Annotated in this window: 21 protein-coding genes and 1 pseudogene; 11 read left to right on the top strand and 11 right to left on the bottom strand. The window is 71.2% G+C overall.

Annotated elements, in window-relative coordinates:
• Positions 1-12: 12 nt before the first annotated feature.
• Positions 13-1374 carry a pyridoxal phosphate-dependent decarboxylase family protein gene (locus tag ADK65_RS26265; RefSeq protein WP_053673283.1) on the bottom strand — a complete coding sequence of 454 codons (1362 nt, stop codon included), beginning with the start codon at positions 1372-1374 and terminating at the stop codon, positions 13-15.
• Between the two features lie 121 nt (positions 1375-1495).
• On the opposite strand from ADK65_RS26265, the gene ADK65_RS26260 reads away from it, so the two are divergent.
• Complete coding sequence (locus ADK65_RS26260; protein ID WP_053673281.1) at positions 1496-1978, top strand: MarR family winged helix-turn-helix transcriptional regulator; 483 nt, start codon at positions 1496-1498, stop codon at positions 1976-1978.
• A gap of 142 nt (positions 1979-2120) precedes the next feature.
• Positions 2121-3236 (top strand): acyltransferase family protein, encoded by a 1116-nt coding sequence (locus ADK65_RS26255; protein WP_053673279.1) that lies wholly within the window; start codon positions 2121-2123, stop codon positions 3234-3236.
• On the opposite strand, the pseudogene ADK65_RS40000 reads toward ADK65_RS26255, so the two are convergent.
• Positions 3224-5085 (bottom strand): annotated as a pseudogene (locus ADK65_RS40000) (rhamnogalacturonan lyase). The gene ADK65_RS26255 and the pseudogene ADK65_RS40000 overlap by 13 nt on opposite strands.
• A 555-nt stretch (positions 5086-5640) precedes the next feature.
• Here ADK65_RS40000 and ADK65_RS26240 point away from each other — a divergent pair.
• The 3 genes from ADK65_RS26240 to ADK65_RS26230 all read left to right on the top strand — a co-directional run bounded on the left by ADK65_RS26240 (position 5641) and on the right by ADK65_RS26230 (position 8405).
• On the top strand, positions 5641-6633 hold the full coding sequence (locus tag ADK65_RS26240) for a rhamnogalacturonan acetylesterase (RefSeq protein WP_234352965.1): 993 nt from the start codon (positions 5641-5643) through the stop codon (positions 6631-6633).
• Positions 6634-6654: 21 nt separating this feature from the next.
• Positions 6655-7521, top strand: a complete 867-nt coding sequence (locus tag ADK65_RS26235) for a GDSL-type esterase/lipase family protein (RefSeq protein WP_053673277.1) — start codon at positions 6655-6657, stop codon at positions 7519-7521.
• Between the two features lie 176 nt (positions 7522-7697).
• Positions 7698-8405 (top strand): GNAT family N-acetyltransferase, encoded by a 708-nt coding sequence (locus ADK65_RS26230; protein ID WP_053673275.1) that lies wholly within the window; start codon positions 7698-7700, stop codon positions 8403-8405.
• 9 nt (positions 8406-8414) lie between these two features.
• Here the strand turns inward: ADK65_RS26230 and ADK65_RS26225 are convergent, their stop codons facing one another.
• The 3 genes from ADK65_RS26225 to ADK65_RS26215 all read right to left on the bottom strand — a co-directional run bounded on the left by ADK65_RS26225 (position 8415) and on the right by ADK65_RS26215 (position 13605).
• Entirely contained in the window at positions 8415-11054 is a 2640-nt protein-coding gene (locus tag ADK65_RS26225) for a SpoIIE family protein phosphatase (protein ID WP_053673747.1), read from the bottom strand.
• Positions 11055-11306: 252 nt separating this feature from the next.
• Positions 11307-12395: an ABC transporter substrate-binding protein gene (locus ADK65_RS26220; RefSeq protein ID WP_053673273.1), complete on the bottom strand. Its 1089-nt coding sequence runs from the start codon at positions 12393-12395 to the stop codon at positions 11307-11309.
• A gap of 109 nt (positions 12396-12504) precedes the next feature.
• Entirely contained in the window at positions 12505-13605 is a 1101-nt protein-coding gene (locus ADK65_RS26215; RefSeq protein WP_053673271.1) for a saccharopine dehydrogenase family protein, read from the bottom strand.
• Between the two features lie 103 nt (positions 13606-13708).
• On the opposite strand from ADK65_RS26215, the gene ADK65_RS26210 reads away from it, so the two are divergent.
• Entirely contained in the window at positions 13709-14653 is a 945-nt protein-coding gene (locus tag ADK65_RS26210) for a helix-turn-helix domain-containing protein (protein ID WP_053673269.1), read from the top strand.
• 12 nt (positions 14654-14665) lie between these two features.
• Here ADK65_RS26210 and ADK65_RS26205 read toward each other — a convergent pair whose 3' ends face one another.
• The 4 genes from ADK65_RS26205 to ADK65_RS26190 form a co-directional block, all read right to left on the bottom strand.
• Positions 14666-15325 (bottom strand): maltokinase N-terminal cap-like domain-containing protein, encoded by a 660-nt coding sequence (locus ADK65_RS26205; RefSeq protein WP_053673267.1) that lies wholly within the window; start codon positions 15323-15325, stop codon positions 14666-14668.
• Between the two features lie 84 nt (positions 15326-15409).
• The gene (locus ADK65_RS26200; RefSeq protein WP_053673265.1) at positions 15410-15682 is read right to left on the bottom strand and encodes a hypothetical protein; all 273 of its coding nucleotides are present in this window, start codon (positions 15680-15682) and stop codon (positions 15410-15412) included.
• Positions 15679-16227: a SigE family RNA polymerase sigma factor gene (locus tag ADK65_RS26195; RefSeq protein WP_199825714.1), complete on the bottom strand. Its 549-nt coding sequence runs from the start codon at positions 16225-16227 to the stop codon at positions 15679-15681. Before ADK65_RS26195 ends, ADK65_RS26200 begins: the two co-directional genes overlap by 4 nt.
• Positions 16228-16241: 14 nt before the next feature.
• Entirely contained in the window at positions 16242-17783 is a 1542-nt protein-coding gene (locus ADK65_RS26190; protein ID WP_053673261.1) for a sodium:solute symporter family protein, read from the bottom strand.
• Between the two features lie 226 nt (positions 17784-18009).
• Here ADK65_RS26190 and ADK65_RS26185 point away from each other — a divergent pair, with 226 nt between their 5' ends.
• Positions 18010-20217, top strand: a complete 2208-nt coding sequence (locus ADK65_RS26185) for a carbon starvation CstA family protein (protein ID WP_053673259.1) — start codon at positions 18010-18012, stop codon at positions 20215-20217.
• A complete protein-coding gene (locus ADK65_RS26180; protein WP_053673256.1) occupies positions 20214-20402 on the top strand; it encodes a YbdD/YjiX family protein in 189 nt (62 codons plus the stop codon). Before ADK65_RS26185 ends, ADK65_RS26180 begins: the two co-directional genes overlap by 4 nt.
• A 44-nt stretch (positions 20403-20446) precedes the next feature.
• Here the strand turns inward: ADK65_RS26180 and ADK65_RS26175 are convergent, their stop codons facing one another.
• Positions 20447-21043 (bottom strand): acetoacetate decarboxylase family protein, encoded by a 597-nt coding sequence (locus ADK65_RS26175; protein ID WP_053673255.1) that lies wholly within the window; start codon positions 21041-21043, stop codon positions 20447-20449.
• A 566-nt stretch (positions 21044-21609) separates the two neighbouring features.
• On the opposite strand from ADK65_RS26175, the gene ADK65_RS26170 reads away from it, so the two are divergent.
• Together ADK65_RS26170 and ADK65_RS26165 are read left to right on the top strand one after the other, a co-directional pair.
• Entirely contained in the window at positions 21610-21867 is a 258-nt protein-coding gene (locus ADK65_RS26170; RefSeq protein WP_053673252.1) for a hypothetical protein, read from the top strand.
• 1 nt (position 21868) lies between these two features.
• Entirely contained in the window at positions 21869-22834 is a 966-nt protein-coding gene (locus ADK65_RS26165) for an ATP-grasp domain-containing protein (RefSeq protein WP_053673250.1), read from the top strand.
• A 91-nt stretch (positions 22835-22925) separates the two neighbouring features.
• On the opposite strand, the gene ADK65_RS26160 is transcribed toward ADK65_RS26165, so the two are convergent.
• Positions 22926-23327, bottom strand: coding sequence for a hypothetical protein (locus ADK65_RS26160; RefSeq protein ID WP_053673248.1), 402 nt, complete (start codon positions 23325-23327; stop codon positions 22926-22928).
• 99 nt (positions 23328-23426) lie between these two features.
• Between ADK65_RS26160 and sigJ the strand changes: the two genes are divergently transcribed.
• Positions 23427-24386, top strand: a complete 960-nt coding sequence (sigJ, locus tag ADK65_RS26155) for an RNA polymerase sigma factor SigJ (protein ID WP_053673247.1) — start codon at positions 23427-23429, stop codon at positions 24384-24386.
• Positions 24387-24591 lie beyond the last annotated feature (205 nt).

The raw sequence follows: 24591 nt of genomic DNA, 5'->3' as shown, positions 1-24591 counted from the left end.
CGTGGGCGGCGCTCATGACCGGGCGAGACGCGCGACCCGGTCATGAAGGCGCCGCACGTGGTCCTCGGACTCCGGCTTCATCAGGACGCTGCGCAGGATGCGGGCCCCGTCGGCGTCGGCGGTGACCTGCGGGTGGCGTGCGGTGAAGGCGTCCCGGTCGGCCTTGAGGGTGCTCAGGAAGACGGGGTCGGGGCCCGTCATGCCCCCGGCCAGGACGCGTGCCGATGCCGCGTCGACAGCACCGAGGGTGGCGGGCTCCACCGCGGGGAAGTAGGCGACGATGTCCAGCTCGGGCCGCTGGTACAGCTCCAGCTCGTCCGAGGAGGTGATCAGGTCGGCCCAGCGCAGCGCGGCCCGTCGGCCGGCCCCGAGGACACGGCCCAGTCCCGCGGGCGTGGGCGGAAGCACCTGGAAGGTGAGCCACAGGGCCGCGGCCGAGGCACCGGCCCGGGAGCACTCCAGGCTGATCTCGCCCAGGTGCAGCTCGCTGGAGGTGAAGTAGGTGTAGGGCGAGTCGTGCAGGTAGAAGCGGCCCACCTCCGGATCGCGGAAGAGGACGGCGCCGCAGCCGTAGGGCTGGAGTCCGTGCTTGTGCGGATCGACGACGACCGAGTCACACCCGGCGATCGCCCGCCAGGGCTGCGGGGGCAGTCCCTCCGGCCCTTCGGCACCGGCGAGCAGCGTGAAGAAGCCGCCGTACGCGGCGTCGACATGGAGCCGGACGCCGTAGCGCTCCTTGAGGGCGAGGGCGTCGTGGACCGGGTCGACCGCTCCGAGGCCGGTGGTGCCGGCGGTGAGCACGACCGTGCCGACCTCTCCCGTCCCCAGGATGTCCTCGAGCGCGTCGAGGCGGATGCGGCCGCGGTCGTCGGCCGGGACCGGATACCCCTTCATGCCCAGGACGTGGCACATGCGGCCGTGGGTGTAGTGGGCGTCGGCGCTGTAGGCGATGCCGCGGCCGGGGTGGAGCTCGCGGGCGACGAAGAGGGCCTCGAGGTTGGCGATCGTGCCGCTGGTGGTGAGGTGACCCAGGTGGGTGTCGTAGCCGAACATCGAGGCCAGTTGCGCGACGGCCTCGCGTTCCATGCGGGCGGTGGCGGGACCACCGTCCAGGGCGTGGTTGTTGGGGTTGATCAGCATCGTGGTGAGGTGGCCGACGATCGCGGCCGGGTGCGGGGGCTTGATCATCTGCCCGGCGTAGCGCGGGTGGAAGAAGGGATAGTTCTCCTTCAGCCTCCCGGTCAGCTCCTCGAAGGCGGCGGCGAAACGGTCGTCGTCGACGAGGAGGGACGGGTGCTGCTCATAGGGGCCGAAGGTGTCGGCCCACCGCTGTATCGCGTCGTTGGCCCGGCCGAGCCAGTGCTGCAGGTCCACTGCTCTCCCTCTCTCCGCCGACGTCCGGGTGGCCCACACGGTAGAACTTTGTTGACTGATCAGCAATTGATTGCTCAGTAATTGAGACGGCAGTAGGTGAAGAGGCAGTAAAGTCGGCCGGGTGAATCCCGCGAAACGAGACGACGACGAGGCCGCCCGGGCCGCCGGCAGCCGGCTGGTGCACGACTTCGGCCTGCTGATCAAGACGGCCACGCGCCTGGAGCGGCGGATCGACGCCGCTCTGCGCAAGGAGTGCGAGATCAGCCACACGATGTTCGAGGTCCTCATCCGGCTCTGCCGGCAGCCCGACGAGGAGATCTCGCAGCGCCGGCTCGCCGACGACCTCACGCTCACCAGCAGCGGTATCACCCGCCTGATCGACCGCATGGAGGCGACCGGCCTGGTGCGCCGCGTACCGGCTCCCGGGGACCGCAGGAGCGTCCTGGTCGAGCCGACCGGGCCAGGTCGTACGGTGTTCCTGCGGGCGGCCGCCGTCCACGCGCAGGTCGTCGAACAGTACTTCGTGGCGCCGGTGACCCCCGCCGACTACGGGCGGCTGACCCGCTCGCTCGGCGAGATCGAGAAGGCGCTTGGCGACACCTGACCGCTCGGGGCGCTCATGGTTGCACGATTACGCAACCGATGAACTTTCGTGATGTGATCGGGGCAGGTCCACCGGCACGCGACGAAAGAGGTGTTCTGGTCTGTCCGGGCTTTCACCGCAAGGAAACGCCGGCCCACCCACGCTGCCCCCGCGCGGCGACCGGGAGACACGGCGCTCCCCAGCCGAAGTCCCGCGTGGAACGAGCGGCAGGGCGACCGGAGACAGGCCGACGGCCCCCACGGCAAAACCCAGAGACGCGTTCTTCGACAACGCCAAGTACCTGGCCATCGTTCTGGTGGCCATCGGACACGCCTGGGAGCCGCTGCGCGACGGCAGCCGGGCCGTCACCGCGCTCTACACCGTCGTCTACGCCTTTCACATGCCGGCCTTCATCGTCATCTCCGGCTATTTCTCCCGCGGTTTCGACGCCGGGCCGGAGCGGATCAAACGCCTGGTCACCACCGTGGTCGTGCCGTACGTCGTCTTCGAGGTGGCGTACACCTGCTACACCCGCTGGACGAGCGGCGACCCCGACCGCGCCATCAGCCTGCTGAGTCCCCTGTACCTGACGTGGTTCCTGGCGGCCCTGTTCATCTGGCGGCTGACCACCCCGGTCTGGGCACTCCTGCGGTGGCCGCTGCCGGTCGCCCTCGTCATCGCGGCTCTGGCGACCCTCTCGCCGTCCATCGGCGACGACCTCGACCTCCAGCGCGTCCTGCAGTTCCTGCCCTACTTCGTGCTCGGGCTGCTGCTGAAGCCGGAACACTTCCGGCTCGTGCGCCGACGGGAGGTGCGCCTGCTGTCCCTGCCCGTCTTCGCCGTGGCCCTCGCCGGGGCGTACCGGATCACGCCCCGGTGGGACTACGCCTGGCTCTTCCACCGCTCCAGCGCCGAGGAACTGGGCGTACCCGGCTGGTACGGGCCCGTGATGACCCTGGCCCTGTTCGGCTGCTCGCTGCTCCTCGTCGCCTGCTTCCTCGCCTGGGTCCCGGGACGGCGCACGTGGTTCACCGCCCTCGGCGTCGGCACCCTGTACGGCTACCTGCTGCACGGCTTCGCCGTCCAGGGGGCCAAGCACTTCGGCTGGTTCGGCCCCGGCTGGGTCCACGATCCCGTGGGCGAGATCACGGTCACCCTCGTGGCCGCGGCCGTCATGACCGCCCTGTGCACACCGCCCGTGCGGCGGGTGTTCCGCTTCGCCCTGGAGCCCCGGCTGGAGTGGGCGTTCCGGCGGGACCGCGCCGGTCAGGGCGTGTAGACCGTCGGCCGCGGCGCTGCCGCCATGCCGTTTCCGATGAGGAAGCTCGGGTGCGGAGGCTGGTTGTAGGCGGTGTTCTGCCAGGCCAGGGCCGTGCGGTACTGGGAGTCGTGGAGCAGGGTGGTGATCTTGGTGGTGGTCTGGTGCGGCGTCGAGTAGATCCGCAGCGCCCTGTTGTCGCCGGTACGCCAGACGACCTCCTCGCGCCAGTCGCCGAGCAGATCACCGGACAGGACGGGAGTGGACTTGGTGCCGTTGTTGGAGGCGACGCCGGAGCCGGTGAGCAGCCGGGTGTCGCCCGAGGCGCCGTACTTGTCGATGCGGGTGCCGTCCAGGAGTTCGCGCACGGGGTCCCCGTCCCACCAGGACAGGAAGTTGATGCTGGACGGCTCCCGGCCCAGGGAGGCGCCTGCGGCCGAGCGCAGGGTGGTGTCGGAGGCGGACCAGGCCTCGGCGCCCGGGCTGCCGGCCCAGATGTCGGCGGCGACCCCGCGGCCGTTGTCGGAGCCCGAGGCCGTCTGCCACAGCCTGGCCCCCGTGCGGGCGTCGGCCATCCAGGAGCCCGGCTTGCTCGAGTCCTCCGAGACCTTGAAGTACTCCAGGCCCGCCCGGGAGGGATCGAGGTCGCCGACGTGGCCTGCGTCGCCGTGACCCAGCTTCGTGGTCCACAGGCCGCTGCCGTTGTCGTACTCACTCATCCCAACAGGGCCGCACAGCGGACCGGACAAAATCCTTCACGAGCAATCAGCCCGATCTTACCCTCCCTCCACATGGGTGCGCTCCCATCTCCCCCCACACCCCCCAGGCCAACGCCACAGACCCGCCCCCCCCGCCAGTCCCAGGCGGCTATCACCGTGCGGGTGTAGTAGCCGCGCGCCATGATCAGGGAGGGGCGGGCGCCGTCGAGGTAGGCGGTGCCGGCGAGGAAGCGGTCCACGCGGTTGCCGTAGGTGTCGCCCCAGGAGGAGACGGTGCCGCGGCCCGGGACGTAGTCGACGCTCTGCATCGCCTTGCCCGTCCGGCCGTCGAACATCGTCAGGTACTCCGGCCCGGACAGGACGTAGCCGCTGGAATTGCGGTGGTCAGCGGAGGAGTTGCCGATGACCGCGCCCGTGCCGTCCCGGGTGCCGTCGGCGGTCTTCATGGCGACCTCCGCCCTGCCGTCGCCGTCGTAGTCGTAGACCTGGAACTGTGTGTAGTGGGCGCCGGAGCGGATGTTCCGGCCCAGGTCGACGCGCCACAGCCGGGTGCCGTCGAGCTTGATGCCGTCGACGACGGTGTTGCCGGTGTAGCCGGACTGGGAGTTGTCCTTGGCGTTGGTGGGCTGCCACTTCAGGACGAGGTCCAGGACGCCGTCGCCGTCGAGGTCGCCGACCGAGGCGTCGTTGGCGTCGTAGGTGTAGGCGGAGTTGCCCGGGGCGGTGCCGCCCGCCGGCGGGGAGATCGGCACGTCCTTGTAGCCCGCGCGGAACTGGACCGCGGACGCCGACGCGGCCTGCTCGGTGCCGTTGACCACCGCGCGCACGGTGTAGTCGGCCGAGTCCGCGCCGCCCGCGTCGAAGTAGTTCGTCGAGGCGGTGACGGGCGAGGAGTTGAGTCTCGTGGTGCCGCGGTAGACGTTGAACGACACGTCGTTCGGGTCGGTCGCCAGCCACCGCCAGGACACCAGGTTTCCGCTGCCGGTGTGCACGCTGGTCAGACCCCGGTCGAGCCTTTCGACCTGGCGGGCTGTCGCCGCGTGCGCGGACGGCGGCAGGGCGACGAGTGCGGACACGGCCAGTGCCGCAGCGGACACGCAGCCGACGATCCGGCTGCGTGTCCGGCGGGGCGAGCGCCGGGGTCGTAACACGGTGAGGGGGCGCCGGTGCGGGTCGGTCACGGTTGCCTCCGGGGTGTGGGGGGATATGGGAACGCTCCCATGTCGAGGGAGAGTAAGAACGGGCTGATGGCTCGTCAAGGATTCTGTCCGGTCCGCTGTGCGGCCCTGTTGGGATGAGTGAGTTGTCCGCGCCTGCGCATTGACAGCCGGGCGACGGGCCTTGAACACTGCGTGATGCGCCCTGCGGGCAACCGCGGCCGAAGGCGGCCGGATCGGTCCGCTCAGTCCAGTGATCGGGCGCGGCGCAACAGCCGTTCACGTCTCCTCGTACCCGCACATGTTGTGAACGCTCCCAGTGCACGGATCACGCGGTCCCGGAAACTCCACCCCCACCACCCGCTGCCCGCCGGCCGCGGCACCTCACGCGCGGTCGGTGGGCAGGGAGGAGCGACCATGTCCCCCGTCCCTGCTCCCGTTTCCTCTCGGATCACCCGCCGGACACCGCTCCAGGCCGCCCCCAGGAGGGCGGGGCTGGTAAGAACGGCGAGCCTGCCGGCCTTTGCCTCACTGGCCGGTACCGGTGCGGTGACACAGACCGCGGCAGCCGCGCCGCGGGCCCTGCCGGCCGGCTGCTCCGGGACCTCGACCATCGCCTGTCATTACGGTGTCGCACCGGGCACCTACGACGTGACGGTCTCCGTCGGTGGCGCCGTCGCCGGGCGGACCGAGGTGTGGGCGGAGGCCCGGCGTCTGATGCTCCCGGTGACGAGCACCGCGGCCGGAGCCGTCGCCACGTACGCCTTCACCGTCGACGTGCGCCGGCCGGAGGGGCAGCCGACCGGCCAGGGCGGTACGGGCAGTCCTGGACTGGATCTTCGCTTCACGGGTGCCGCCCCCCAGGTCTCGGCCGTGTCGGTGAAACCGGCGGCGCAGCCACTGGTCGCCTACCTGGCGGGTGACTCGACGGTGTGCGACCAGCCGGCCGCTCCGTACACCGGCTGGGGCCAGATGATCACCACGGCGGTGCGTCCCGGTGCGGCCATCGCCAACTATGGTGACTCCGGCGAGAGTTCGGGAAGCTTCCTGAGCAACTCGGCGCTTTTGCCCGCATTGCTGTCGAAGGTCGGGGCGAACGACCCGGTCTTCATCCAGTTCGGCCACAACGACAAGCAGACCAGCGCGTCCTCCTACCGGAACAACCTCACCACCATGATCGCGCGAGTCCGAGCCGAGGGCGGCGTCCCGGTGCTGGTGACGCCGCCGGTCCGCCGGCTCTTCGACGGTGACCGGCTCACCCCCACGGCACTGCACGTCAACGGCGTGGGCGCCGACCTGCCCGCCGAGATGCGCGCGGTCGGTGCGGCGCAGCGGGTCCCGGTGATCGACCTGACCGCCCGGAGCAAGGCGCTGGTCGAGTCCCTCGGACCCTCTGCTTCCGCGCAGCTCTTCCTCCGCTCCTCCGCCGACGGCGTCACGGACAACACCCACTTCTCGCAGTACGGCGCCACCCGGATGGCCGGGCTGGTGCTCCAGAGCATCCGGGAGCAGAACCTGCCCCTGGCCTCGTACCTGCGCTGACCGGCCCGAGGGGGACACACGATGAAGAAGCTCCGTACGCTCGTCACGACGGCGCTGGTGATCGCCTTGTCGAGCCTCGGCGTCAGCACCGCCTCAGGGGCCGGCGGCGCCGGGGCGAGATGCTCCGGCGGAACCGGCGCCGAGGCCCCGGCCGCACGGGCGGCGGCCGCACCGGTCACGGTGTGGCTGGCCGGGGACTCCACCATGGCCAACCCGGGCGCCGCCCGCTGCCCTGTGGGCTGGGGCAGCCGGTTCGACGCCCTGTTCAACGCCGACGTGACCGTCAGGAACCAGGCGGTGGGAGGCCGCAGCATCCAGACCTGGATGTACGAGGGCAACGTCAGCGGCACCACGGGCGCGGACGGCGAGTGCCGGCTCACCTCCGGCGCGTACTCGGCGCGCTGGCAGTCGATGCTGAACGCGAGCACCGGGATGAAGGCGGGTGACTACCTTTTCATCCAGTTCGGCATCAACGACTCCTCCTCGACCTGCCCCCGGCACGTCGGTCCCGCCCGCTACCGGCAGTTGATGACCACCATGGTGCAGGCCGCCCTGGCCCGGGGAGCGCACCCTGTGCTGCTCACCCCGGTGGCCGCCCTCACCTGTTCCGGAAGCACGGCGACGAGGAACCGCGGTTTCGTGAACGAGACCTTCGCCGTCGGGTCCACCACCGGGACGCCGGTGGTCGACCTGCACTCCCTCAGCGTCTCGCTCTACAACGGTCTGCGGTTCTGCCCGCACAACGGCGACTTCGGGTCGGGCCCCGTGGGCGCCTTCTTCTGCGAGGACCGCACCCACTTCGAGACGTACGGCGCGCAGCGGATCGCCGGACTCGTCGCCGGTGACGTGCGCAGGCAGAACCTGCCGCTGGCCGCGTATCTGACGTAGCGCCGTGATGCGGTCGCACGTCGCTGACCAGTGCCGTGGCAGGCAGCGTTCGCCTCGTCGTGACGCCCGGGCGAACGCTGCCTGCGGCGGCACTAGCATGGCCGGCGACATCCGGTGACGCCGTGTCGGCCTGCCGGCCGAACCGGCCCCGGCAGGGGACAGGAAGGCGCAGCACGATGACGGGGTTCAGCGACGCCGCCGCACTCGACGACCCGGTGGGTGAGTCGCTCCGCGGGCACCACGCACATCTCGCCCGCCGGCTCGGCGGTGCCGTCACCTACGTACCCGAGGTCGCGACCTTCTCCGCGGTGCCGGCCGAACCGGACGCGGCGGCCTGGGCCGACCTGGCCAAGCTGCTGGGTCCGGGCGCCTTCGCCGACATGTTCAGCTGCCCGGCGATGCCGCCACCGGACTGGGAACCGGTCTTCGTCCTGGAGGGCCGCCAGATGATCTGGACCGGCCACGGCGGGCCGGCCCCCTCCGCTGCCGAGTTCGGCTCCGACGTGGTCGAACTCGGCGCGCGGGACGTGCCCGAGATGCTCGACCTCGTCGAGCGGACCCGGCCGGGCCCGTTCCGGCCCCGCACACACGAGCTCGGCACCTATTTCGGCGTCCGCGACGGAGGCACACTGGTGGCCATGGTGGGGGAGCGGCTGAGGCCTCCCGGATGGACCGAGATCAGCGCCGTCTGCACCGCCCCCGAGGCCCGCGGGCGGGGCCACGCGGTCCGCCTGCTGCGCACACACATCGCACGGATCACGGCTCGCGGGGACCGTCCCTTCCTGCACGTGGCCGAAGCGAACAGCGGTGCCCTCGCGCTCTACGAACGACTGGGCTTCGAGACCCGTAAGCACGTGACGTTCCGCGGGTTCACCACCCCGTGACGGGGTGACTCACCAGGCCGCGTCCTCCCACTGGTCCAGCAGTGCCTCGGCCGGCATCTCCTCGGGCTCGCCCGCCGGGTCACGGGTGGACTGCTCGGTCCAGATCACCTTGCCGCGGGCGAGGTAGCGGGTGCCCCACCGCCGGGCGAACCGGGCGACGAGGAACAGGCCCCGCCCGCCCTCGTCGGTGGTCGCGGCCCGGCGCAGGTGGGGCGAGGTGCTGCTGCCGTCGGCGACCTCGCAGATCAGGCTGTCGCGGTCGTGCAGCACCCGGAGCCTGATCGGTTCGATGCCGTAACGGATGGCGTTGGTGACCAGTTCGCTGACGATCAGCTCGGTCGTGAAGGCCATCTCCTCGAGCCCCCAGGCCCGCAGCCGCCCGGTGACCTCCGCCCGGAGGGGCGCGACGGCCGAGGGATCGCCCGGCACGTCCCACTCGGCCACCTGGGAACGGTCCAGCAGCCGGGTGCGGGCGACGAGCAGGGCGATGTCGTCGCTCGAGCGGGCCGGAAGCAGCGCGTCGAGCACGTCCCGGCAGGTCTCCTCCGAGGTGCGGCCCGGGCGGGCCAGAGCGTGGCCGAGGGCCTGTAGGCCGGTGTCGATGCCCTGCTCCCTGTCCTCGACCAGGCCGTCCGTGAAGAGGACCAGCCGGGAACCCTCGGGGAGGGTGACGTCCGTGGTCTCGAACGGTTCACCGCCGCCCAGACCGAGCGGGGGCGAACCGGACACCCGCAGGAACTCCACGGTGCCGTCGGGGCGCACCAGGGCGGGCTCCACATGCCCGGACCGGGACAGGGAGCACATCCCGGAGGCGGGGTCGTAGATGGCGTAGAGACACGTCGCGCCCGAGACGCTCTCACTGTCCCGCTCCACGTTCTCGTCGCCGTCGATTTGCGCGACCAGCTCGTCCAGGTGCCCGAGCAGCTCGTCCGGAGGCAGGTCCAGGGCGGAGAAGTTGTGCACCGCCGTGCGCAGCCGGCCCATCGTGGCCGCGGCGTGCAGGCCGTGCCCCACGACGTCGCCGACCACCAGGGCGACCCGCGCACCGGGCAGGGGAATCACGTCGAACCAGTCGCCGCCCACGCCCTCCAGGGCGGGCAGATAGCGGTGGGCGACCTCCACGGCCGAATGCTCGGGCAGGGAGCTCGGCAGCAGTCTGCGTTGCAGCGTCTCGGCCATGGTGTGCTCGCGGGTGTAGCGGCGGGCGTTGTCGACGGCGACCGCGGCCCGGGCGGCCAGTTCCTCGGCGGTGGCCAGATCCTCCCCGTCGAAGGGAGCACCGTCGGAGCGCCAGAAGCTCGCCATGCCCAGCACCACACCGCGGGCCTGCAGCGGCACCGTGATCAGGGAGTGGAATCCGAGGGCCAGCAGCCGCCGGGCCCGCTCGGGATCCTGGGCGCTCATCCAGCCGCCGGAGCCGGTCAGGTCGGCGTCCAGCACCGCACGGCCGCGCTCGGCGCCGACGGCCACGGGCGACGTGGGTACAAAACGGATCAGCTCACCCACCGGATAGAGAGTCCGGGCCCCGTCGACGCCGTGCACCGCCACCCGGCGCATCTCCGGACCGGGGCCCGCCGACACCGCACCCCGCAGGAGCGGATCCAGCAGATCGACCGTCGCGGCGTCGGCGAACCGGGGGACCGCCACCTCGGCCAGCTCCTCCGCGGTGCGCACCACATCCAGCGTGGTCCCGATGCGTACACCCGCCTCGTACAGCAGCCCCAGCCGCTCCCGCGCCACCTCCGCCCGGCCCGCCAGTGCGCGCAGCTCCGTCGTGTCACGCAAGGTGGCCACGCTTCCCGCAGGAGGGTCGTCGGGGTCGACCGGCCGTACGTTGACCGCCAGCAACCGGTCGCCGGCCCGGTGCACGACGTCCGTGACCTGCCGGCCCGTGCCCAGCAGCGCCGCGGTCCCCGCCTCCAGGCCGAGCTCCGCGACCCGGCGCGTCTCGGCGTCCGCGGGCAGGTCCAGCAGCCGGCGCGCCTCGTCGTTCGCGAGCAGCAGCCTCCCGTCGCCCCCGGTGATCAGTACGCCCTCCCGCACCGCGTGCAGCACCGCGTCGTGATGCTCGTACATCCGGGTCATCTCCGACGGATCCAGTCCGCGGGTCTGCCGTCGCAGTCGCCACGACACCAGTGCCGTGCCGCCCGCGGCGACGGCGAGCGCGCCGCCGGCGAACCCCAGCAACTGCGGCAGCTGGTCCTGTACGACGTCGTCCACGCTGGCCACGGTGACCCCGACCGACACGAAGCCGGCGATGGTGAGCCCGTTGCTGTCGTAGACCGGAACCGTCGTGTCCACGGCAAGACCGAGACTGCCCTCGAACGTCTTGGTGAACGGCCGGTCGGCGGCGGCGCCCTCGCGCCGGGCGTAGATGTGCTTGCCGATCAGTTTCGGGTCGGGGTGGGTCCAGCGGAAGCCCTGGGGATCGAAGGTCACCACGTAGTCGACCCCGCTGTTCCTCCGGGTGTCCTCCGCGCGCGGTTGCAGCAGCTCGGTGGGTTCGCCGGACTTCATGGCGGCCAGCGTTCCCGGGGCCCGGGCGAACGCCTGGGCGACCCCCTTCGACAGCTGCCGGGCCTCCTGCGTGCTGGAGTCCCGGGCCTGCACCACGAGCGCTCCCCCCGCGGCGGCGGCGAACAGCACCATGATCGCCAACTGCAGCAGAAACACCTGGCCGGCGACGCTGCGCACTCTCGGCAGTGTCTTCCAGCGGACTCCCGGGGGCCCGGCGCCCGGCCGCTGCCGCGCACCGGGCTCCCCGGCATGACGCAGAGCCCGCCGAAGTCGGCCGCCTCTGCGCCCGGGGGAGCGATGGGCCGGACAACGGCCAGGGTGCCGGAGCATACCGACTCTTTACCATGCGCATTGATATTCAGCCATATGGCTGCATTCGCTCGGTCAACCGCGAGCCCACCGCCGCCAGCGCCCGGTCACGGCGTCCCCGTTCTCGAGCCACCACTCGATGTCCAGGTCGAAGCCCGACAGCAGGTGCCCGGGAGTGCTCGCCAGACGGACGGCGGTGGACTCGGTGAGATGGCCGTAGGCGGCGGGCACCACCGGGCCGTCGGGGTAGAGCCGGGCCATATGGGCCTGGACCTCGGGCCGCAGCGCGAAGTCGATGAGCCGGTAGGCGGCGTCCTGGTTCGCGGCGCCCTTGGGGATTCCGTAGCCGTTGCTCTGCCGGCGGGCACCGTTCCACTCACACGCGAGCGGAACCCCGCCGTCGATCAGATGCTGAACCCTGCCGGCCCACGTGCTGGAAGCCATGACGCTGCCACGGGAGAGCAGCTCGCCGGGCTCCGCGCCGTACTCCCAGAACGTCCGCACCGAGCCCCTGACCTCATCGAGGACCCTGAAGGCGCGGTCCACGTCGAGGGGGTACAGCCCGTCGAGCGGAACACCGTCGGCGAGCAGGGCGAACTCGAGCTCGGGCCAGTCGACCTCGCCCTGCAGTGCGCGGCGGCCCGGGAAGGCTCCGAGATTCCAGAAGTCGGCCCATGACTCGGGCCTTCTCCCGCCGAAGGCGTCGGTGCGGTAGGCCAGGACGCTGGCCCAGTAGCTCTTTCCGACGCCGTTGGGGGTGAGCAGGGACTGGGCGATGCCCGCGTTCCGGGCGTTCTTCAGCCGGCCGTAGTCGAGTGGCTCCGAGGCGCCCTCGTGCTCGAACCGCACCAGGTTGGACATGTCGATGTCCATGACGTCGAACTGCGGACGGCCTTCCTTGATCTGGGCGAGCATCTCGTCGTGACCGAAGTTCACCGCCCGGACCCGGATGCCGGTCTCCCTGGTGAACGGCTCGTACACGGCCTCACGGTTCGCCTCGCCGTAGGAACCGCCGAAATTCCGGACGACGAGCAGTCCGCCGCCCTTGGCGGCGCGCCCCCCGGTGCGGGTCTCGCACGCGGTGAGCGGTGCGGTGGCCGCGCCGACGGCGATCCCCGCGACCCTGGCCAGGAAGGCTCTGCGGCCGGCTCCGACGTCTTCCACCGGCTGCCTCCACAACGTCCTCGTGCGGCTTTGATGAGTTTTTACCAGGAAAAGTGCCGCTTTCACAGATGCGGAGGGTCGGCGTCATGGCCGGGTGCTTCGCCACCGGTCAGGACGCCGGCTCCGCGATCGACGGCGTCTTGAGTGAGGTCGTGGGCGTTGCCGCGGCGGTAGGAGACGGGGCGGGCAGCTCCACGGAGAGGTGCGAGGACAGCGCGTGCAGGAAATCGGCGGCGTCGAAGATCTCGCCCGCGGAGGCGACGCCGACCGTCCTGGTCCGGCCGGTGAGGATCCTGTGCACCGCCTCCACCGCGAGCGGCGCCGTGACGGCGTAGATGTCCTGCCCTCGCGCCACCGCGCGCCGCTCGGTCCCGCCGGAACGTACGACCACGTCGACGAGGAAGGTCTGGGCGGACCGTCCGCGCTCGTCGACCGCGGCCGGCGTCGGCGTGTCCGGGGCCACCACGTCCTGGGCGGCCTCGGCCGACATATGGGTCCGCACCTCGGGGATGCGCAGGTGGCTGGGGATGGTGACGACGTCGGCCATCGTGAACTCCCCGACGACCGTCCGCGGTCCCAGCGGCTCGGGGAAGGACCACTGGAAGGTCGTGGCCGCGTCGTGACGGTAGTCCAGCCGCCCGTTCCGGTACACCACCCGCGCACCGCCCCGGCGCTGCCGGGAGACCGCACCCGCGGTCCGCGTCCCGTTCGTGGGCTGCCAACCACTCAGCGCATAGGCGACGTGCGCCTCGTCGGCCGCGGTCCAGTCGCCCATCGCCGCGGTGGCCAGCAGGTCACCGAGGCCGCCGAAGAAGGCCATCGCCGGGACGATCACCGCTCCCGCGGCGAGGGCGCGGTCCGCGAAGTGCGCGAACGTGTCCGCGTTCGCCTCGATCTCGGCCGCCACATCGACGTACGGGATGCCGGCGCGCAGGGCCGCCTCGATCACGGGTGCGGCCGTCGTGGCGAACGGCCCCGCGCAGTTGACCACCGCCGCCGCCCCGGCCAGCGCGCGGTCGAGCGAGTCCGGATCGTCGGCCGACGCCGGCCGCACCTCCAGCCCGGGGTGCGACGCCGCCAGTGTCTTCAGCCTGGCCTCGTCGCGACCGGAGGCGATCGGCACGAACCCGCGCCGCCGCAGCTCCGCCACCACGAACCGTCCGGTGTGCCCGTAGGCGCCCAGCACCGTCACCGTCTGACCCGGTCCCATGAGCTCTCTCCCCTGCGCTCGAACGATCAACTGCGGCCATCCTGACCGCGATGAGCACTCGATCGTGAGTGTCCGGAACGACCTGCCCCATACAATTACGGACATGGTCACTGTCGCGCTCGCCGCCACCGACGGAATGCTGCACTTCGAACTGTCCCTGGCACACGAGGTGTTCGCCTCCGCCCCGGACGGCGTGACGGCCCCCTGGTACGACCTCACCGTCTGCGGTCCGGCCGCCGCGCACGTCGGCCGGTTCCGGCTGGAGCCCGACGCCGGGCTGGACCGGCTGCGGCAGGCCGACACCGTGATCGTCCCCGGCTGGGCGGACATCGACGAGGAGCCGCCCGCTCAACTCGTCGACGCGGTGCGCGAGGCCCACGAGGCGGGAGCGCGCGTGGTCTCCCTGTGCACGGGCGCGTTCGTGCTGGCGGCGGCGGGGCTTCTCGACGGGCGGCGCGCCACCACGCACTGGGCGCACACCGAGGCACTGGCCCACCGTCACCCGCGAGTGGAGGTCGACCCGGACGTGCTCTACGTGGACAACGGCACTGTGCTCACCTCGGCAGGCAAGGCCGCCGCGCTGGATCTGTGCCTGCACCTCGTCCGTCTCGACCTGGGTTCGTCCGTCGCCAACGCCGTCGCGCGTCGCCTGGTCGTACCACCCCACCGGGCGGGGGGCCAGGCCCAGTTCGTCACCGCCCCGGTGCCCGACCGGGACGACCACCCGCTGGCCGCCCTGTTCCCCTGGGCCATCGAACGGCTCGACCAGCCGCTGACCGTTCAAGACCTGGCCCGCCGGGCGGGGATGAGCTCCCGCCACCTGGGCCGCCACTTCAAGGCCGTGACCGGCACGACTCCACTGCAGTGGCTGCTGACCCAGCGGATCCGCTACGCCCAGGAGCTGCTGGAGCAGACCGACGACGGCGTCGACACCATCGCGGCGGCCGCCGGCATGGGGACCGCAACGACGCTGCGCCGCCACTTCAACCGCACGGTCGGCGTGCCCCCGGACGCGTACCGCAGGACATTCCGCTCGGGAGCCCGCTGATCCCGGAGGAAGCTACGCCCGACCGGACCTGTGCAGAACCGCGAACGCACCCCGGACGCGAGTGCCGTCCGGCAACTGCCAGGAACCGGTGACGTGGCCGATCGCTTCTCCGGGAGACGCCGACGGGCCGTCCGGGGAAGGCCGCAGAACCCGATGCAAACGGAGGGTCGCACCCAGCGGCGCGGTCAGTGCGGTGCCGTCCTGGTCGTCGGCGACCGTGAGGTCCGGCGGGAGCGAGCCTTCACCGGCGCACGAGACGACGACCTCCCGCGCGGGAGCGTCGCTGATGTTCTGGTCCTGGGCCCGCACGCGCCCCTCGATCAGGGCAGCCAACTGGGCGACCGCCACGGCGTCGTGGCAGCCGTCGTAGGCCCAGCGCCGCCCCAGCACGCCGTGCTCCATCGTGCCGACCAGCGCGTGCTCCGCCCCTTCGAGCGGGGCACCGCGATAGGTGAGGGGCACCAGGTACGCGACCGGCCGGGAACCCGAGACGTCCGTGACCACCATGAACTCGATCCCCACCGCCCCGCGCGGATCGTCGAGCCGGAAGCCGCCCGCCTTCGCCAGCCGCGGTCCTGCCGGGCCGCCGCGGTACCACGGACGGGACGGCAGCCACGAGGCCAGCAGTTCCAGCTTGGTGGGCTTGAGGGTGGTGTGATGGATGACGGCCATGCCGAAATTCCCTTCCGACGAGTCACACGGGTGATCACACTGTCGCACCGCCCGGCCGCGGCGGGGCTGTGGCCGACCAGCCGTCTACGGTGCGCCGCTCTGCGTGCCCCCAAGGCCCGAGAAGATCACCCCCGCGGAGGACGGCGCCGCGTTCAGCACCCACAGACCGATCAATGTGGCCAGCGCGAACACGACGGTGATGAGCACGGCGAGAACGAGCCGGCGGCGGCGTTCGCGACGCAGCCATGCGCCGCGTGCCGTGCGATAGGCGTCGGGAGCGGCCCGCACCCCGCCGGCCAGGGCGGCCAGGGCCTCGGCGAGCTCCTGCTCCGTGCGGTCCGGTTCGGTGTGGTTCATCGCCGGGCCTCCATCGCCTGGGTCAGCGCGGCGAGGCCGCGTGCGGTGTGCGTCTTGACCGAACCCGGGGAGATGCCCATCGCGGCCGCGATCTCGCCCTCCTTCAGCCCGAGCCAGTGCCGCAGCACGAGCGCCTCGCGCTGCCGGGCCGGCAGCTGCTGCAGCGCGTCGATCAGCACGCGCTGGTCGTCGCGGAGCAGCGCCGCGCTCTCGGCGGAGACGACGGTCTCCTCGGGCGGGCTCTCCACGTGCTTGCGGGCGACCTGGAGGTGCCGGATGCGCATCCGGGTCAGATTGCACACCGTGGAGCGCAGGTACGCCTCCGCCGCCTCGGTGTCCCTCAGACGCCGCCACTTCCGGTAGATCTGGTAGTACGCCTCGGCCACCACGTTCTCCGGGTCGTCCGCGCCCAGCAGCACGGCCAGGCGCAGCATCGAGGCGTAGTGCAGCTCGAAGAGCCCGGCCAGTCCGGCCTCGCGTTCCAGTTCCGCGGGGTCGGCGGGCGCGGGCGCCAGCGTCTCGACGCCGGGTTCCGGCACCGGTATCGGATGTCTGTGTCTCACTGCTGGTGGGCTCCCGTCTCCGGACGCCGCCCGGTGCTCAGGCGGGACGGCAGGTCGGTCAGATCGGCGCCCCGCGGGACGCCGAGACGTTCGAGTACGGCGGTGCCGGTCACCGCGACGATCAGGTTGAGCACGAGCGCGGCGAGGCCGGCGTAGATCTGCAGCGGCCCGGAACCGAGGCCCACGATGGAGGAGAACCCCTCGCGCACGACGAGGAAGGTCCCGCTCGCCATGCCCACGCCCCACCCGGCGAGCAGCGCCCGCGGATGCAGTCGCGCGGTGTACAGGCCGACGGCGACGGCGGGGAAGATCTGCAGGATCCAGACCCCGCCGAGCAGCTGGAGATTGATCGCGTCCTGGTCGCGCAGTCCGATGACGAACGCGACCGCCCCCGCCTTCGCGATGAGCGACACGGCCTTGGCGATGCGCACCTGCCGTTTGGGTGTGGCCGTGGGGTGCACGTACTCGACGTACACATTGCGTACGAAACCGGTGGCCGCCGCGATCGACATCACCGCCGCCGGGACGAGCGCCCCGACGGTGATCGCGCCGAAGACCAGCCCGGCCAGTGGTCCCGGCATCAGCCGGTCGACGAGCATCGGCACGGCCGCCTCGGCGCCGCCCTCCGGTGCCCGCACCCCGGCCGCCAGCGCCGCGAAACCCAGCACGCCGAAGAGCGCGAGCAGGCCCGTCCAGGCGGGCAGCGCCACGGAGACCTTGCGCAGGGTGCGCGGCCCGTCGGCGGCGAAGCCCGCCGTCAGCACGTGCGGGTACATCATCAGGGCGAGCGCGGAGCCGAGCGCGAGGGTGGCGTAGGCGGGCTGCTGGGCCGGGGTCAGGGCCAGCGCCCGGCCGCCGAGCCGCCGGGCCGCTCCGTCGAAGACGGCGCCCGGCCCGCCGAGCCGCTCCAGGACCAGCCAGGTGACCGCGGTCAGTGACACGAAGACGGCCACCGCCTTGAGTGCCGAGATGACCGTGGGTGCGCGCAGCCCGTGCCGGTAGGTGGCCACGGCGAGACCGGCGAACAGCGCCACCATCACCAGGTCCCCGGCCGCGCCGCGCGGATACACCCCGCCGGCCGTCAGCACGGCTCGTATCCCGAGCAGCTGGAGGGCGAGGTAGGGCATGGTCGCGAGGATCCCGGTCAGCGCGACGACCAGCGCGAGGGGCGGTGACCCGTACCGCCCGCGCACGAAGTCGGCGACGGTGATGTAGCCGTGGGCGCGTGCCACGGTCCACAGCCGGCTGAGCAGCACGAAGGCGAGGGGACAGACGATCACCGTGTACGGCACGGCGAAGAAGGCCGCCGCGCCGTTGCCGTACGCCAGCCCCGGTACGGCGGTGAAGGTGTACGCGGTGAAGATCGTGCCGCCCAGCAGGAACCAGGTCCACACCGGGCCCAGGCTGCGGTCGGCCAGCGCCCAGCCCTCCAGGGACGGCAGCCGGTCGCTGGGACGCAGGCGCCGCGCGGTGACGGCGAGCAGCGACGCTCCGCCGATCACGGCGAGGAACGTCGCGGTCATGGTGCCGTCGGCCATGGGTCACCGTCCTTGGTGTGCCTGATCCTCACGGGGGAGTTGCGCGACGGCCCCGATCGGAGGACACGGAACCGGCGGGAAATCCTCTGGAAATTCGCTGTCAACCGGTTCCGGGGGGTGGGCAACTCTTGCACAGACCGACAGCGAGCGGGAGAGCCGCCGCTTCGCCGATCCCCCGGCACCTCGTGTCACGAGGTGCCTCGCACCGCCCTGGTGAGGAGCCGCCATGCCTGCGTCCACCCTGCCCGAAACCGATCTGCCGAGGCCCGGAAAGTCGCGTATGTCACCCCGATCCGTCCTGTTGTGGACCGTCGTGGGCCTGCTCGGCGCCGTCGCCTGGGGTGTGCTCGCGCTGGCCCGGGGCGAGAGGATCTCCGCGGTCTGGCTGGTGGTCGCCGCGCTCGGCTCCTACGCCATCGCCTACCGCTTCTACGCGCGGTTCGTCGCACGCCGGGTGCTCCGGCCGGACGACCGCCGGGCCACGCCCGCCGAACGCCTGGAGGACGGCGTCGACTTCCAGCCGACCGACCGCCGGGTGCTGCTCGGCCACCACTTCGCCGCCATCGCCGGCGCCGGACCGCTGGTGGGGCCGGTCCTCGCGGCGCAGATGGGCTACCTGCCGGGCACCCTGTGGATCGTCGCCGGGGTGATCTTCGCCGGGGCGGTGCAGGACATGGTGGTGCTGTTCCTGTCGATGCGCCGGGACGGCAAGTCGCTCGGGCAGATGGCCCGCGAGGAGATCGGCCGGGTGGGCGGAGCCGCCGCTCTGGTCGCGGTGTTCGCCATCATGATCATTTTGCTGGGTGTGCTCGCCCTGGTGGTCGTGAACGCGCTGGCCCACTCGCCGTGGGGCACCTTCTCCGTCGCGATGACCATCCCCATCGCTCTCTTCATGGGCTTCTGGATGCACCGCGTCCGCCCCGGCAGGGTCGTCGAGACCAGCCTCATCGGCGTCGCCCTGCTCCTCCTCGCCATCGTCGGCGGCAGCTGGGTGCAGAACTCCTCCCTGGCCGGCACCTTCACCCTCGGCCCCACCACCCTCGTCCTCTGCCTGATCGGCTACGGCTTCGTCGCCTCCGTGCTGCCGGTGTGGATGCTGCTGGCTCCGCGCGACTACCTCTCCACCTTCATGAAGATCGGCACGATCGCGCTGCTCGCGGTCGGTGTGGTCGTGGCCGCGCCGGTGCTCAGGGCGGACGCGGTGAGCGACTTCGCTGCCTCGGGCGCCGGGCCGGTCTTCGCCGGATCGCTCTTCCCCTTTCTCTTCATCACGATCGCCTGTGGCGCGCTGTCCGGCTTTCACGCCCTGGTCTCCTCCGGAACGACCCCGAAGCTGATCCAGAAGGAGTCGCAGGTCCGGCTCATCGGCTACGGCGCGATGCTGATGGAGTCGTTCGTGGCGATCATGGCGCTGATCGCCGCGGCGACCCTGGAGCCGGGTCTCTACTACGCGATGAACGCACCGGCGGGCCTGCTCGGCGCGACGGCCGAGTCCGCTTCCCACGCGGTGGCGGGCCTCGGCTTCACCATCACCCCCGACCAGCTCACCCAGGCGGCGAAGGCCGTCGAGGAACAGACCCTGATCGCCCGCTCCGGCGGGGCACCGACCCTCGCGGTCGGCATGTCGGAGATCTTCTCCGGAGTCTTCGGCGGGTCCGCCATGAAGGCCTTCTGGTACCACTTCGCGATCATGTTCGAGGCACTGTTCATCCTGACCACCGTGGACGCCGGGACCCGGGTCGGCCGCTTCATGCTCCAGGACATGCTCGGCAATGTCTTCAAGCCGCTCGGCCGGGTCAACTGGAAGCCCGGCATCTGGCTGTGCAGCGCCCTGGTCGTCGCAGCCTGGGGCTACTTCCTCCACACCGGCGCGACCGACCCGCTCGGCGGAATCAACCAGCTGTTCCCCCTCTTCGGGATCGCCAACCAACTGCTCGCGGCCATCGCCCTCGCCGTCTGCACCACGGTCCTGATCAAGTCCGGGCGTCTTCGCTGGGCCTGGGTCACCGGCGTCCCCCTGGCCTGGGTCACCGCGATCACCTTCACCGCCGGCTGGCAGAAGCTCTTCTCCGCCGACCCGAAGATCGGCTTCTTCGCCCAACGGGCGCACTACGCCGACGCACTGGACGCCGGGCAAATCCTCGCCCCCGCCAAGTCGACGGCCGACATGCACACCGTGATCACGAACTCCACCGTCGACGGCGTCCTCATCGCCCTCTTCCTGCTCCTGGTCGCCGTGGTGATCGGCAACGCGGCGGTGGTCTGCGTCCGCGCGATGCGGTCCGCGTCGCCGCTGCCGACCACCGAGGCGCCGTACGTCGAGTCCCGCATCGACGCAGCGGGCAGCTTGGCCGAGCCCCGGGCCGGAGCGGGAGCGGGATCGGCAGCCGGAGCAGGAGCCGGAGCCGAATCCGGAGTCGGAGCCCGCTCGTGAGGATCCCGAACTGGGCGCGGGCCGTGCGCTGGTATCTGCGCGAGCTGACCGGCGAGGCCGAGTACGACCGTCACTGCGAGCGGCACCGGCGCCACCACCCGTCGGCCCCGGTCCCGACCCGTCGCGAGTACCAGGTGCTGCGCCTCCGGCACCAAGAGGCCCGCAGCCACAGCCGCTGCTGCTGAACGGCTGGAGCCGCAGCGGGGGACCGGGCGAGGACCCGCGCGGCTCAGCTGCCCACGACGCTGCGGAAGTCGCGGAGCGCGAGGGAGAGGGGCGGCCGATGCCGGCCGAGGGCGGACAGGACATCGTCGGGCAGGGCCCCGCCGGGCCCGGTCGTGACCCGGCCGCGGCCGAGGGCCGGCCGCCCACTGATGCGCAGGGGGACGCGGCACCGCGTACCGTCGGACAGCTGCTGCACCAAGTGGGCGCGGCCGGGCAGCCTGCAGGGCAGCCGCAGCATGTCGCGGTACGTGAGGCGGAGAGCCGGAGACCCCGGGGCGGTCAGCTCGCCCCGGGCGCTCCGGCCGTTCAGGCGGAGCGTGATCGCGGCGCGCTCTTTCGGGATGCCCCACAGGGCCCGTCCCCCGGCGAGGGACTGTTCGTCGTCGACCCAGGCGGCCACGGTCGTGGCGGTGAGGCCGTGCCCGTGGCGCGCCACCAGGGCGATGAGGAACTCGCGGTAGGTGAGGACGCCGCCGGGCCGGTAGTCGACCCAGAAGCCGACCAGGGTGGCGCGCCGCCGCACGGTCAACGGCCGAACCCCCGACGGCAGTGGCCAGGGCGGCAGCTCGTCGACGGGGACGCGCCACAGCGAGACGATCATGTCACCGGTGAGGTGCCACGGCGAAGGAGGAAAAGGGACGGCTGGTCGTTCCACGGCGTGATGACCGACTTCCTCGGTTCGGACTCGTAGGGCCGATTGTTCCACCCGACGTGGCGGATGTGTCTGGTCGTAGGGTGCGACGAGTCGTCTTCCACGCCAGGATCATGGACTGTGCGTGGGCTGCGCGAGCGGCTGCCGTGCCAACACGTCGGCCGAGCGCTGCAGATCGTCCATCGGAGGCGCACGCTGAGCACCGGCCGCAAGCGAGAATCGCCCACCACATCAGGGATGGGCGTGAGGCAGGTCGAGTGAGGCAAGGATGGGGAACCAACGAGGCTGCTGCTGACGAGTTGAGAGGTCGAACAACTCTCGCAATGGTGCAGGGTCTGATTGACCGGGGTGGGGCGGCGGTCGGTGAGGTGGGTGAGTTGCTACAAGCGCCTCGTCTGCCTCACCACATGGGACACCGTCTTGGCGAGGCTTTTCCGGCGTGCGTCGGCAGCCCTGCCGTAGCATCATGGAAGAGCCAGAAGTGCAAGTTGGCTCACTTTTCCGAGGTGAGAGCGATGGATGAATTCCTGCTCGGCAAGCCCCTGGACGAGAGCGCGGACGGATTTGTCAAGATGCCGCCCCCTGTGGTGCTGATGGTTCAACCCACCTCGTTCGTGCCGATGAATACTCCTGAAGAGTTGCGCGCCTGGGAAGCAGCGGTCCGTATGACCACGGGGGTTGAGATCGTCGCAGACAATCTCGCGGGCATCGCAAGCGAGTCCGGGTCGGAGGGACACCAGAAATGCATCAGCGACGACTGTGCTATGCAGTGACGTGATCCTCACCATTTCAATACACAACGAATTCCACGCCCTCGCCATCCAGCATGCGGCACGCCGCCGTGGATATCAGGACTTCCACATCGTGGAGTGCGACAGGATAAGCGGTCGACGCGGCATCACTTGGCGCTCGCATGGAGACGCTCCCGCCACCGTGCGGACGTCAGAAGGTATCGCGCTCCCCGTCAACGAGGCGTCACTGCTCTGGTGGCGGCGGGTACGAGCCGATCAAGAGGCCGTAGACCACGCATCAGGCGAGCACGAACGCAGCCTCGTGAACAACGACTGCCGTGGAGCGCTCGCCGGGGTCCTCGCCGCAGAGTTCCGGGGGCAATGGGTTTCACCTCCCGACGCGACCGATCGCGCTGCGGACAAACTCTACCAACTGGCAGTAGCGAAACGGATGGGCTTCCGAGTTCCACAGACACTCGTCTCGCAATCGCGTACCGACGTCGTGGCGTTCACCCGGAAAGTCGGTCGGACCATTGTCAAACCGGTCGTGGGAGCCCGGGGGCCGATGATGTTCACGCAGTTCATCAACGACCCGGAAACCATCCCGGCAGAGTCGTTCGACGCGTGCCCCGCCGCTTATCAGGAGTACATTGAAGGCCGTCGCCACATAAGGCTGAATTGCTTCGGCAAGCGAATGGTCGCCGCACTCATTGAGACGGACGCTCTCGACTGGCGTCCGAACCTCGGTGCTTCCACCATCTCCAAGTGGCGTGTGCCGCAGGATGTGGCGCAGCGGGTGACGGCGGTGTTGCGTCAACTGGGTCTCCGCATGGGCATCATAGATCTCAAGCTCACTCCGGATGGGGAACCGGTGTGGCTCGAAGTAAACCCCCAGGGCCAGTTCCTCTTCCTGGAACCACTTCTACGAGAGCCCATGGCAGACCACTTCGTGGACTTTCTCCTCACGCTGACAGAGAACGGCGCCACGCCCACCGGTCAACAGGCTTGACGAGGTCACGGTTATGCAGTGGCAGACGAGCCGCGTGCGGGTAGTCCGCTGACGATCACTCAACGCACGGCGGCGCTGGAACGGCCCGGGTCTACCTCGCTCCGGCGGCCCCCCTGCCGGCTCTCACCGCCGGGGCCAGCACCAACACGCTCAGGCCGAACATCAGCACGCCCAGGGGGAGATGGAGTGAGGGGACGTGCGCGATGCCGAGCACGACCTGCAGCGAGGCGAGCGCCAGGAAACCCGAGGCGTACCAGATCGGCCGGGGCGAGCCCCCGCCCGGCTTCCACGCCAGCACCGCCGCGAGCACGTACAGCATGGACGCCCCGTACATCACGCGCGCCCCGACGCCGTGCAGCATCTCTCCGTAGGACGAGGTCAGCAGCAGTCCGGCGGACACCGCCTGGAGGAAGATCGTCAGTGTCTGCAGGGTGATCGCGATCTGCAGGAACGCCGCACCACGCCGCGTCGCCGCCGTCACCTGAGTGGCCATGTCGCAGTCCTCTCTTCCGCCGTCGGGCGGGAGATCGATAAGGTCTCGAAAGACCGACGACGCGGGGGCGCGAAAGGTAAGGCGGGGGGACGCCGACATATGGGGACGGCCGGGACCGGCACGGATGAGATGGCCGGCGAGCAACGCCAATTGATCAATGTCGCCTACCGGTTGCTCGGCTCGGTCACCGAGGCCGAGGACGCCGTGCAGGACGCCTACGCACGCTGGTACGCGCTGCCGCGCAGCCGACGGGAGGAGATCCTCTCTCCCGGCGCCTGGCTGACGACGGTGACCAGCCGCATCTGCCTGGATCTGCTCGGCTCGGCCCGGGCCCGCCGTGAACGCTATGTCGGCGCGTGGCTGCCCGAGCCGCTGCCCGACCGCGCCGAGTGGGGCCCCGTGGGCGGCTCCGGCCGTACCGGTCCCGCGGATCCCGCCGACCAGATCGTCCTGGACGAATCGGTGACCGTGGCCTTCCTCGTCGTCCTGGAGTCGATGACGCCCGCCGAGCGGGTGGCGTTCGTCCTGCACGACGTCTTCCGGTACCCGTTCGCCGAGATCGCCGAGGTTCTCGGCCGGACTCCCGCGGCCTGCAAACAACTTGCCGCCTCCGCCCGGCGGCGGGTGAGCGCGGCGCGCTTCCGGGAGAGGGCGGCCGACCAGGCCGAGGTGGTGCGGCACGTCAAGGAAGCCTGGGAGAGCAAGGACATCGCCGCCCTGGTCCGTCTCCTGGACCCGGCCGCCGTGATGACCGCCGACGGCGGCGGCATGGCCGGGGCCGCGCGGCGCCCGGTCGAGGGCGGCACACGCATCGCCCAGTACATGGTGGCCATCGCGGACAAGGCGCCCGGACTCGAACTCCTGGAGCGGTCGGTCAACGGCAGCCCGGGCCTCGTAGCCCAGCGGGGCGGCGTCGTCATGACCGTGGCCTCCTTCGATGTCCGCGCGGGGCGCGTGAGGGGGATCTGGGCCGTTCGCAACCCGGAGAAGCTACGCCCCTGGCGGCGGGGCGGCCGGATCCACGAGGGCGGGACATCGGTGACGCCGGACCTGAGCTGAGACGTCGGCAGCCGGTCGCCGGACGCCCGGTGGCGGCGTGGTGAAGGTTCGGCCCCGATCGTTGTCGAGCGCTCGATCACGCCGCTGAGCTCACGGGCCCCGCCCTTGAGCTCCAGTACGGTCACCTGAGCCCCACCGACCTGCCGGGACGCCCGGCGCAGCCCCATCCGCCTCCGCCCGCCCCGGTCCGCGCCAGCAGGCGAAT

The organism is Streptomyces sp. NRRL B-1140, assembly GCF_001280065.1.
In the GTDB taxonomy this organism is placed as follows: Bacteria; Actinomycetota; Actinomycetes; order Streptomycetales; family Streptomycetaceae; genus Streptomyces.
The sequence above is the reverse complement of the archived record's forward strand: the minus strand, read 5'-3'. Positions and strand labels throughout refer to the sequence as shown.

Coding starts and splice junctions, on each gene's coding strand:
- ADK65_RS26185 (WP_053673259.1), top strand. CDS start 18,010: ATGCCTGCGTCCACCCTGCCCGAAACCGATCTGCCGAGGCCCGGAAAG.
- ADK65_RS26190 (WP_053673261.1), bottom strand. CDS start 17,783: ATGGCCGACGGCACCATGACCGCGACGTTCCTCGCCGTGATCGGCGGA.
- ADK65_RS26200 (WP_053673265.1), bottom strand. CDS start 15,682: ATGAACCACACCGAACCGGACCGCACGGAGCAGGAGCTCGCCGAGGCC.
- ADK65_RS26230 (WP_053673275.1), top strand. CDS start 7,698: ATGACGGGGTTCAGCGACGCCGCCGCACTCGACGACCCGGTGGGTGAG.
- ADK65_RS26235 (WP_053673277.1), top strand. CDS start 6,655: ATGAAGAAGCTCCGTACGCTCGTCACGACGGCGCTGGTGATCGCCTTG.
- ADK65_RS26175 (WP_053673255.1), bottom strand. CDS start 21,043: ATGATCGTCTCGCTGTGGCGCGTCCCCGTCGACGAGCTGCCGCCCTGG.
- ADK65_RS26210 (WP_053673269.1), top strand. CDS start 13,709: ATGGTCACTGTCGCGCTCGCCGCCACCGACGGAATGCTGCACTTCGAA.
- ADK65_RS26205 (WP_053673267.1), bottom strand. CDS start 15,325: ATGGCCGTCATCCATCACACCACCCTCAAGCCCACCAAGCTGGAACTG.
- ADK65_RS26160 (WP_053673248.1), bottom strand. CDS start 23,327: ATGGCCACTCAGGTGACGGCGGCGACGCGGCGTGGTGCGGCGTTCCTG.
- sigJ (WP_053673247.1), top strand. CDS start 23,427: ATGGGGACGGCCGGGACCGGCACGGATGAGATGGCCGGCGAGCAACGC.
- ADK65_RS26215 (WP_053673271.1), bottom strand. CDS start 13,605: ATGGGACCGGGTCAGACGGTGACGGTGCTGGGCGCCTACGGGCACACC.
- ADK65_RS26225 (WP_053673747.1), bottom strand. CDS start 11,054: ATGGTGCTGTTCGCCGCCGCCGCGGGGGGAGCGCTCGTGGTGCAGGCC.
- ADK65_RS26170 (WP_053673252.1), top strand. CDS start 21,610: ATGGATGAATTCCTGCTCGGCAAGCCCCTGGACGAGAGCGCGGACGGA.